Raw genomic sequence first — 9,279 nt, 5'->3', positions numbered from 1 at the left:
GCGCGAGAGCCGGGATTGGCTCTCGCGCCGCCATCCTTCGGGCCTGAACAAGGTCTTGGCATCCATGGGATTCAATAAGGATTGCTCCGGCATCCTGGCCATCCTGTCGCGCGCGGCTCATTAACCACCGGGAAAATATCCGGTGGGGTACGCGATCGCATAATGGGTGTATACTTGTATGGCGGTGCGGGCATTATATGATCCGTGCCTTAACCTGTGCCGACTTCGAGAGGATCGACACTTGCAGCATGCCACGCCTGCCGCCCCCGCAGTGCGCGAAACATTGGAGCGACTGCTTGCCAGCGAAACGTTCGGAAGATCCGAACGGGCACGCAAGCTGTTGCGTTATCTTGTCGAGCGCGAACAGGCAGGCGAAGCCGACAGGCTCAAGGGCTTTTCCATCGCCATGGATGTCTTCGGCAAGGACGGCGATTTCGATCCTTCGACCGATGCGGTGGTGCGGGTTCAGGCCGGCCGGCTGCGCGACTTGCTGCAGCAATATTTCGCCAATGAAGGTGTTGCCGAGCCTGTCCGCATAGCCATTCCGCGCGGCGGCTATGTCCCGGCCTACGAGCTCAATGCGATCCGCTTGCCTGAGACGGCCGAACTCGCCATCCAGACGGGAGCGGCGGCGGCTCCATCGGCGCAACGCGGCACTGCCGAGAGTGCCATTGCGGCCCCTGCCTTACTGGCACCGATGGTTGCGCCGGCGCCGTCGGTGGCACGTCACCTCAGATTCTTCTGGATGGCGATCGCCGTCGTCATCGCCATGCTTGGTGTTCTGATCCTGCGTCAGGGCAGCGGTGCGCTGCTGGCAGGCGGCGACCTTGCGGCCACGCTCGAGACCGCAGGCCTCACCGGCAGCATCGAGCCGTCTCCCGCCAGCGAGGCCTTGCCGCTCGTCTACATCGCCGTCAAGGCCAGTGGCAGGGATGCCAGCCGTGTCGCCGCATCGCTGCGCGCCGGCCTGAGCGGTTTCGATACGATCGACTTCATCGGTCGCGACGCGGTCGCCACGACCGATCCGGCCACCAATGCCACAAGCTTCATCTTCGATATTCTGCCTGGGCCGGATACGGGCGAAATCACGATTGAACTGCAGAGCGTGGCGACCGGACGGGTGCTTTTGTCGCGCAACCTGACCGCCGCCGACAGCGCACCGACCGCTGTCGAGAACCGTATAGCCGGCATCTTGACGTCCGCTCTTCCCGCTTCCGGCACGATCTACAGCTATCTCGAACAGAGCGGTATTCAGACCGTCCTCACGCAATGCCTGACGCTCAACGACAAATATTATCTCGACCAGAACGCCAGGACCCACGAGGCCGCCTATCGCTGCCTCGAAACCCTCGCCGAACGCGGCACCAAGTCATCACTGGTCTATTCGGAACTCGCCTCGCTGCACCTGGAGGCCGTGAACGACCACTACGCCTATCCGCCGGATGCCACGATCGAGAAGGCGATGACATTTGCCCATCGCGCCGTGCAGATGGGACCGACCAGTCCTTATGCGCATCGCTCCTACGGCTACATCAATTCGCGTCTTGGCAACGCTGACGAGGCGCTGCGCTGGATGCGCAAGGCCTATGACCTCAATCCCTACGATCTCGCCATGGCCGCAGCTTACGGCTATGGGTTGATTTTCGCTGGCAGGTATGCCGAGGGGACGCCGATCCTGGCCCAGGCGGTGGACGCCTCCAGCGGTCATCCGACATGGTGGGATTTCGGACTTTTCGCCGGCGAACTCATGCTTGGCGACACGAACAAGGCCGCCATCGCCAGTTCCTCTTTGAGAACAACCGCAACCAAGTCGCACTATCTTGCAGCCCGGTTGATCGGTGCCAAGATCGCCGGCCAGGACAATCTGGCGCGCAAGCTGCTCGACGAGCTGACCGCCAAATTTCCAAAATTCGCCGCCGATCCACGCGCGACCTTCATCGAACGAAAATACCCGCCCGATCTGACCGAGCGGCTGGTTGGAGCCCTGCGCGCGGCGGGCCTCGGCAACGCGAGCTGACGTCCCACCAACGGGTTGTTTGGACCAACCGAATTGTTGGCCGCCGAAAGTAGGTGGCAAAACCCCGATACGACGGATTTGTCGGCTTTGTCAGGCGACTTCGCAAGGTCGAGAGAGCGCAACCGCCAGTCGTCGCGAAAATTTTACTGGCCATCGTGCTGGACAAGGAGCAATCCAGCCGCATTCCCATCTTCCCGTCCCGTAATTTTCCCGTCCCGTAATAAGCTTTCACATTTCAATGATCGCATCGCTTCACGCCACCGAACAGGGTGCTGGCTCGAAGGCCATCGCCCTGCTGCATGGTTTTGGCGGCTGCCACGGTGTCTGGCACGAAGTGATCCCGTCGCTGTCGCCTGCGGTGCGCACACTCGCTTATGACTTGCCGGGGCACGGGCTGTCGCTCGATTTCCCCGGCGCCGGCCCGGCCAAGGTGGCGGCAAGGGCCGTCCTGACCGATCTCGCCGCGCGATCGGTGAAGCGCGTTCATCTGGTGGGCCACTCGATGGGCGGCGCGGTGGCGACGCTGATGGCACTGGCCGAACCCGAGAGGGTGGCCTCACTGACACTTCTGGCGCCGGGCGGCTTCGGCCCCGAGATCAACGGCCCGCTGTTGCGCCGCTTTGCCGCCTCATGGGATCCCTCCGACATCCGGGCGTGCCTAAGCGCGATGTCGGGACCGCTGACGCGCGCCGTCGACCGCACCGTGGATACCCTTCGCGACATGCGCGAGCGACCCGGCCAGGTGGAGAAACTCATCGAGATTGCTGCCGCCATGACCAGCGACGACCGCCAGGGCGTCATCCCGCACGACCGGTTGGACACACTGACCATGCCGGTGATGGTGGTATGGGGGAGCAATGACCCGATGCTACCCGTTACCCAAATGGATGGTCTGCCCGCGCGATTTCACGTGCACCACGTGCTGGAGGCTGGCCATATGCTGATCGAGGAGGCGCCCGATCTGGTCGCCGCGATCATCCAGCGCAACACGAACCGCCGCGCCAGGCCCTTGCGCCCGAAACTCGCTGCGACCGGCTGAGACGTCCCGCGCGGCACCAAGCGGGCGCCTTGCCGTCTTGATCTCGCGAGTGCATTTTGCCTTCGGCTGTGTTAACTGCCTGTTAACCAAACCCGCGAGGCCACGCCGATGAAGGACGCAGGCGAGAAGATCGATCCGTCAAAGAAACTGTCCGATGCCATCCGTGATGTGAAGAATGCCTTCGCTGACCGCGACGATGTCGTCGTCGACATGCGCGAGGCGCACCGCATGCGCCTGGACCTGCTGGCCGCGGACCTCGCGCCCGTCTTCGCCGACGTTCCAGCCGACATGGACAATTTCGACTTTGTCGTCTCCTCGGGGCTGCAGCCGCGCCTGTGGATCGACGCCGTCAGCCATGTCGCGATGGGACGCGACCGTCGCACCTACCGCTTCCTCAAGGATACACGCATTGGCCGGGTCGTGCTTGCCGAGTCGACCGAGATGAAGCCGGTCGCCGATTCCGTGACGCGTTATGTGGCCGAGCGCATCGTCGAGCGCCAGAGGATGATGGAAGGTGGCGTCGAGCCGGCGGTCGCCGGCATGAAACGCGCCGAGGTCGCGGAAGCCGAGCCACCGCTGCGAGCATCGACGCAAGGCAAGGGCTGGTCGGCCTTCCTGTCCGGGCTTGGGCTGGTCGCCGCCGGCGCGCTGGTTGGTCTGGCGGTGTCGGCCGCGCTGCTGTGGGACCGCATCTCGGCCATGGTTCTCAACTGGCGGCCATAGCCTCGCCGGGCTCGACCCCGAGTTCCAGGCTCTGCAGATCGGAAGGCGGTATTGACGGTCCGGTCAGACCGCGCCGCGTCAGGTGGATACGCCAGTTACCCTTTTCGCCGTCGATGTCGAACAGATTGTACTGTGCTGCCGGGTGATTGCCGCCCGGCGCCTGGCCGGCGGCGGCGACGCCGACGACCGGGATCTTTGCACCGCGAAGCCCAATCTGGAACAGCGACGGCAGATGCGAATGGCCGTGCAGCACAAGCTCCGCGCCATGGCGGCGGACGATTTTGTGGAAGCGGGCGATGCCGAACAGCCGCTTGTGCTGGGAGACAGCGCCCCGCAGGGGCGGATGATGGATCATGATCGCACGGAACAGCCCTTGCTTCGCCGTGCTCTCGAGTATCTTGCCGAGCCGAGCCGCCTGCCCCTCCATGAAAAAACCATTGGCCATGAAGGGCGCCGTGGCGCGCGCCGTCGAAACCCCGATCAGCGCGACATTGCCGCGCACGCGCAGATAGGGGAAGGCATTGCGGTCGACCGGCGTGTTGACACCGTCTCCGCTCATCCACGCCGCCCACGACCGGCAGACCTTGTCGAAGGCGCCGGGCACATAGGCATCATGGTTTCCCGGCACCACCGAAACGTCATGCGGTGGCCCCAACGTCTCCAGCCAGTGTTTGGCCATCTCGATCTCACCGTCGAGCGCCAGGTTGACGAGGTCGCCGGTGACGGCGAGATGGTCCGGATTTTGCGCCTTGATATCGGCGACGATGGCGTCGATGACGGCGTCGTGCATGTGGCGGCGGCGGTTGCGCTGCCAGTTGACATAACCGAGCACGCGCTTGGAGGCGAGATCGCGATAGGATACATCGGGCAGCGGCCCCAGATGGACATCGGAAATATGCGCGAGCCTGAACATCCCTCCTTCATAGGCGACGTGCGCGCCCCTTTCCACCCACGGTTTCGCTACTGATGGCGAGCGACGAGGAGGCTCCGTTCCGCCAGACCGGCTGGGCGGGTTTGAGGGCCCGGCTGTTCCATCTCTATTTCGTGCTGCGGCGGCCGATGACGCTCGGTGTGCGCGGCCTGATCCACGATGCCGCCACCAATTCCGTCTTCCTCATCCGCCATACCTATGTGCCCGGTTGGCAGCTTCCCGGCGGCGGCGTCGAGGTCGGCGAGACGATGGCCGAAGCGCTGGCGCGCGAACTTTACGAGGAAGGCAACATCCAGATCACGGACGCGCCGATTCTCAAATCGATGCATTTCAACCGCCGTGCCAGCCGGCGCGACCATGTCGGCTTCTACCTCGTCGAGCACTTCAGCCGCACCGCACCGAAACTGCCAGACCATGAAATCGCCGAGGCCGGCTTTTTCCCGCTCGATCGCCTGCCGGAGGGCACGACGCCGGCAACGCTGCGGCGGATCGCCGAAATTTTCGCCAACGTCCCAGCATCGCCCTATTGGTAGTCAGGCAGCAGCCCTTCCAAACCGCGCCCGATCATGCGGCGCGCCATAGTCGAGCGTCGGCCCGACCGGCACGATCCGGGTCGGGTTGATGGTCTCGTGGCTGCCGTAATAATGCGCCTTGATGTGGCGCAGGTTCACGGTCCCGGCGACGCCAGGCACGCTATAGAGGTCGCGCAGATAGTTCGACAGGTTCGGATAATCGGCGATGCGGCGCAGGTTGCACTTGAAGTGTCCGACATAGACCGGGTCAAAGCGCACCAGGGTGGTGAACAGCCGCCAGTCGGCCTCCGTGATGCGATCACCCACCAGGTAGCGCTGCCTGGAAAGGCGATGTTCCAGAGTATCGAGCGCCGAAAACAGCGCGCCGAACGCCTCCTCATAGGCCGCTTGCGTGGTGGCGAAACCGGCTCGATAGACGCCATTGTTGACGGCGGGATAGACCAGCCCGTTGATCGCGTCGATCTCGCCGCGCAAGGCCTCGGGGTAGAAGTCGAAGCTGGCGTCGCCCCATTCGTCGAAGGCCGAATTGAGCATCCGGATGATCTCGGAGGATTCGTTGGAGACGATCGTCTGTTCCTTCTTGTCCCACAGCACCGGCACCGTCACCCGGCCTGAATAGGCAGGATCGGCCTTGGTGTAGATCTGGTGCAGGAAGTCGAGACCATAGAGCGTGTCGCCGGTGGCGCCGTCCTCGGCGAGAAACGTCCAACCGTCCGCGCCCATGAAATGGTGAACCACCGAGACGGAGATGATGCCTTCCAGCCTCTTCAGCGTGCGAAAAATCAGCGTCCGGTGCGCCCAGGGACAGGCGAGTGAGATGTAAAGGTGATAGCGGCCGGGCTCCGCCTTGAAGCCGCGGCTGCGGCCTTCGGCGGGTTTGCCGTCGTGCGTGATCCAGTCGCGCCATTGCGACTGCGCCCGCACGAACTTGCCGCCACTGTTCTTCGTGTCGTACCAGCGGTCCTGCCATTTGCCGTCGACGAGCAATCCCATGAATTGTCCTTTCGCGTTTCCCGTCATGTAGGGCGCGATGCGGCAAGGCGGAAAGCATCCAGGGCTGAACAGATCGTCAATCGGTAGTGCGAGCGAACGGGTCGATTGCGGCGGCGCAAAATTGATGCTAGCGGACACTCCGCATGTTCGACTTTGCTTTGATCCGGTTTGACCGACGACGAAAGGGCGCCCGCGCTTGATGAAGCGCTGACTGGCGAATGCTGCCGTTTGCAGCAACCTTTCCTCCTCTACCGGAACGCAAAGACCATGAGCCTTGCCGACGTGAAATACCTGCCGGAAACTCCGGCGCATGATCCTCAAATCGAAGCCATTAACGACGAGGCCTTCGGCCCCGGCCGTTTCGTGCTGGCCGCCTACAAGATCCGCGAGGCCGGCGGCCACGAGCGCGCCCTGTCCTTTGTCGCGGTCGACGGCGACCTCGTCGTCGCCTCTGTGCGCATGACCCGCATAGCGGCGGGGGCCGGCCGGGCGCTGATGCTTGGGCCACTCGCGGTGCGGCCGGCCTTCAAGAACCTCGGCATCGGCCGCCGGCTGGTAGCGATCGCGCTGGAGGCGGCCGCCAAGGCTGGCGCGCCGGCCGTCATCCTGGTTGGCGACGAACCTTACTACGGGCCGCTCGGCTTCAAGCGCATCCCCCGTGGTCAGATTTCCATGCCAAGGCCTGTCGACCTCGACCGCCTTTTGTCGCACGAGATCACGCCCGGCGCGGTTGCCAGGCTTTCCGGCGAGGTCGGTCACGCCAGCCAGGCCAGGGCCGCCGAGCACGTCTAGGCGATGGCTTGACCCGGCCCTCCAATCCGGGCCTGATCCGTCCCTGTTTGATAGCAAGCCCATTCTCACGGGAAGGATGACGCCATGAATCCCAGCGGCCAGATAGCAATCGTGACCGGCGGCGGCTCCGGCCTTGGCGAGGCAACCGCTCGTGCGCTTGCCGCCAAGGGAGCCAGCGTTGCCATCTTCGATGTCGGCATCGAGCGCGCGGCCAAGGTCGCGGCCGAGATCGGCGGCATCGCCGTCCAGTGCGACGTCGCGAGTGCCGACAGTGGCGTCGCCGCCCTGGCCGAGGCTGCCACCAAGCTGGGCGAGCCGCGCATCCTGGTCAATTGCGCCGGCATCGCCATCGGCGTGAAGACGATCGGCAAGGATGGACCGCATCCGCTCGACCAGTACCGCAGGGTGATCGAGGTCAATCTGATCGGCACGTTCAACATGATCCGCCTGGTCGCCGACCGCGCCGCGAAACTCGAGCCGCTGCGGGGCGGCGAGCGCGGCGTCATCGTCAACACCGCTTCGGTCGCCGCCTATGACGGCCAGATCGGCCAGGCGGCCTATTCGGCTTCGAAGGGCGGTGTCGTCGGCATGACGCTGCCGGTGGCGCGCGATCTCGCCCGATCCGGCATTCGGGTCTGCACCATCGCGCCCGGCATCTTCAAGACGCCGATGATGGCCGGCATGCCGCAGGAGGTGCAGGATTCGCTGGGCGCCGCCGTGCCTTTCCCGTCGCGCCTCGGCGAACCATCCGAATATGCCGCGCTTGCCCTGCACATCGTCGAAAACCAGATGCTGAACGGCGAGACCATCCGCCTCGACGGCGCCATCCGCATGGCGCCGAAGTAAGGCGTGTCGCCCCAAGCTGCGAAGCGGTTTGCGCGGGCACCTCCCCTTGCCAAGTCCGGCATCATCGGCTGACAAGTGGAATAGGAAATCAACTTGGCAGGGCGAGAAACCTTGGACGATCGAAAGAAGGATGTCATCCGCGAGACCGACGCCGAGGCGATCCGCCTGGCGAAAACGCTTCTGCGCAGTGCCCGTTTCGGCGCCCTGGCGGTGCTGGAACCGGGGACCGGGGCGCCGCTGGCGAGCCGGGTCGGCGTCGCCACCGACATTGACGGCGCACCGCTCATCCTGGTGTCGATGCTCGCGGCGCACACGTCGGCCCTGCTTGTCGATCCCCGCTGTTCCCTTCTGCTCGGGGAGCCCGGCAAAGGCGATCCGCTGGCGCATCCGCGGCTGACGCTGGCCTGCCAGGCCTCGCGGCTGGAGCGCGGCTCGCAAGCCCAAGCTCGCGCCGCGCGCCGCTATCTCAACCGCAATCCCAAGGCGAGCCTCTATGCCGGGCTCGGCGACTTCTCAATCTTTCGCCTTGAGCCGCAGCGCGCCAGTCTCAACGGCGGCTTCGGCAAGGCCTATCTGCTCGACCGGGCCGATCTGGTCACCGCCGGGCCGATTGTCGAAGAGCTCGCGGCGAGCGAACAGTCAGCCGTCGAGCACATGAATGCGGACCATCTCGACGCGATCGCCAACTACGCCCATCATTTTGCCAAGGCGCCAGGTGCTGGCTGGAGCATCGCCGGGCTGGACGCCGATGGCATGGATCTGGTGTCCGGGGACGATGTTTGCCGGGTATTCTTCCCGCAACCACTGGCGACTGCGCAGGAATTGCGTCCCGTTCTGGTTGAAATGGCGAGGGCCGCCAGGGCGGCATCCTAGGCGCAAAGCGAGATTAAATTGCATTTGATCAAAAGCAACGCTTGAGATTTGAAAGAAATGTTCTAGGCTTTAGGTGTGGTGCTGACTCGTCGGCACTTCACACGTGAATTTATGGATTCAGGCGCCATTGCCCCCATGGCGCCTCGATGAGCAAACAGCATGGGGCATCAATGGTCTCGACAAAGCTAATCGCCAACGCCGAATCAGCTGCCGAATTTCTGATGCTGATGGGCAACGAAAAACGGCTGTTGATCATGAGCTATCTGATCGACGGCGAAATGTCGGTCGGCGCCATCGCCGAAAAGGTGATGCTTAGCCAATCCGCCCTCTCGCAGCATTTGGCCAAGTTGCGGGCCCTCGACCTCGTGGACACCCGCCGCGATCGCCAGATGATCTACTATTCCTGCAAATCCGATGCCGTGCGCGAACTGCTCGCCATGCTGGAAGGCATTTTCGGCGGCGGCAAGGAGGATCTGTCCCAAATGGCGCAGAGGTTGCGCCGCGCCGGGACTTGACCGGAAGCTGCCGCGGT

The 9,279-nt window shown here is 64.0% G+C and carries 10 protein-coding genes; 8 read left to right on the top strand and 2 right to left on the bottom strand.

Annotation, left to right across the window (positions count from 1 at the left end; genetic code table 11):
• Positions 1-241 precede the first annotated feature (241 nt).
• From LB557_RS30250 to LB557_RS30240, 3 genes are all read left to right on the top strand, one after another.
• A complete protein-coding gene (locus LB557_RS30250) occupies positions 242-2,017 on the top strand; it encodes a tetratricopeptide repeat protein (RefSeq protein WP_224641002.1) in 1,776 nt (591 codons plus the stop codon).
• A 238-nt stretch (positions 2,018-2,255) separates the two neighbouring features.
• Positions 2,256-3,056, top strand: a complete 801-nt coding sequence (locus LB557_RS30245; protein ID WP_224583416.1) for an alpha/beta fold hydrolase — start codon at positions 2,256-2,258, stop codon at positions 3,054-3,056.
• Between the two features lie 108 nt (positions 3,057-3,164).
• Positions 3,165-3,779, top strand: a complete 615-nt coding sequence (locus LB557_RS30240) for a hypothetical protein (RefSeq protein WP_140823183.1) — start codon at positions 3,165-3,167, stop codon at positions 3,777-3,779.
• On the opposite strand, the gene LB557_RS30235 is transcribed toward LB557_RS30240, so the two are convergent.
• A complete protein-coding gene (locus LB557_RS30235) occupies positions 3,763-4,692 on the bottom strand; it encodes a metallophosphoesterase family protein (RefSeq protein ID WP_140713562.1) in 930 nt (309 codons plus the stop codon). The genes LB557_RS30240 and LB557_RS30235 overlap by 17 nt on opposite strands.
• Positions 4,693-4,745: 53 nt before the next feature.
• Between LB557_RS30235 and LB557_RS30230 the strand changes: the two genes are divergently transcribed.
• Positions 4,746-5,243 (top strand): NUDIX domain-containing protein, encoded by a 498-nt coding sequence (locus LB557_RS30230; protein ID WP_015316005.1) that lies wholly within the window; start codon positions 4,746-4,748, stop codon positions 5,241-5,243.
• Here LB557_RS30230 and LB557_RS30225 read toward each other — a convergent pair whose 3' ends face one another.
• Complete coding sequence (locus tag LB557_RS30225) at positions 5,244-6,236, bottom strand: glutathione S-transferase family protein (protein WP_224641003.1); 993 nt, start codon at positions 6,234-6,236, stop codon at positions 5,244-5,246.
• 267 nt (positions 6,237-6,503) lie between these two features.
• On the opposite strand from LB557_RS30225, the gene LB557_RS30220 reads away from it, so the two are divergent.
• The 4 genes from LB557_RS30220 to LB557_RS30205 all read left to right on the top strand — a co-directional run bounded on the left by LB557_RS30220 (position 6,504) and on the right by LB557_RS30205 (position 9,262).
• Entirely contained in the window at positions 6,504-7,028 is a 525-nt protein-coding gene (locus tag LB557_RS30220; protein WP_015316003.1) for a GNAT family N-acetyltransferase, read from the top strand.
• Between the two features lie 84 nt (positions 7,029-7,112).
• Positions 7,113-7,874 carry a 3-hydroxyacyl-CoA dehydrogenase gene (locus LB557_RS30215; protein WP_224641004.1) on the top strand — a complete coding sequence of 254 codons (762 nt, stop codon included), beginning with the start codon at positions 7,113-7,115 and terminating at the stop codon, positions 7,872-7,874.
• A gap of 111 nt (positions 7,875-7,985) precedes the next feature.
• A complete protein-coding gene (locus LB557_RS30210; RefSeq protein WP_224641005.1) occupies positions 7,986-8,747 on the top strand; it encodes a HugZ family protein in 762 nt (253 codons plus the stop codon).
• Positions 8,748-8,917: 170 nt separating this feature from the next.
• Positions 8,918-9,262, top strand: a complete 345-nt coding sequence (locus LB557_RS30205) for an ArsR/SmtB family transcription factor (RefSeq protein WP_015316000.1) — start codon at positions 8,918-8,920, stop codon at positions 9,260-9,262.
• Positions 9,263-9,279 lie beyond the last annotated feature (17 nt).

Source organism: Mesorhizobium sp. BR115XR7A, from assembly GCF_020165315.1.
GTDB lineage: Bacteria > Pseudomonadota > Alphaproteobacteria > Rhizobiales > Rhizobiaceae > Mesorhizobium > Mesorhizobium australicum.
The sequence above is the reverse complement of the archived record's forward strand: the minus strand, read 5'-3'. Positions and strand labels throughout refer to the sequence as shown.

Excerpts from the sequence above, each read along its gene's own strand:
- LB557_RS30245 (WP_224583416.1), top strand. The coding sequence starts at position 2,256 with ATGATCGCATCGCTTCACGCCACCGAACAGGGTGCTGGCTCGAAGGCC.
- LB557_RS30240 (WP_140823183.1), top strand. The coding sequence starts at position 3,165 with ATGAAGGACGCAGGCGAGAAGATCGATCCGTCAAAGAAACTGTCCGAT.
- LB557_RS30235 (WP_140713562.1), bottom strand. The coding sequence starts at position 4,692 with ATGTTCAGGCTCGCGCATATTTCCGATGTCCATCTGGGGCCGCTGCCC.
- LB557_RS30230 (WP_015316005.1), top strand. The coding sequence starts at position 4,746 with ATGGCGAGCGACGAGGAGGCTCCGTTCCGCCAGACCGGCTGGGCGGGT.
- LB557_RS30225 (WP_224641003.1), bottom strand. The coding sequence starts at position 6,236 with ATGGGATTGCTCGTCGACGGCAAATGGCAGGACCGCTGGTACGACACG.
- LB557_RS30220 (WP_015316003.1), top strand. The coding sequence starts at position 6,504 with ATGAGCCTTGCCGACGTGAAATACCTGCCGGAAACTCCGGCGCATGAT.
- LB557_RS30215 (WP_224641004.1), top strand. The coding sequence starts at position 7,113 with ATGAATCCCAGCGGCCAGATAGCAATCGTGACCGGCGGCGGCTCCGGC.
- LB557_RS30205 (WP_015316000.1), top strand. The coding sequence starts at position 8,918 with ATGGTCTCGACAAAGCTAATCGCCAACGCCGAATCAGCTGCCGAATTT.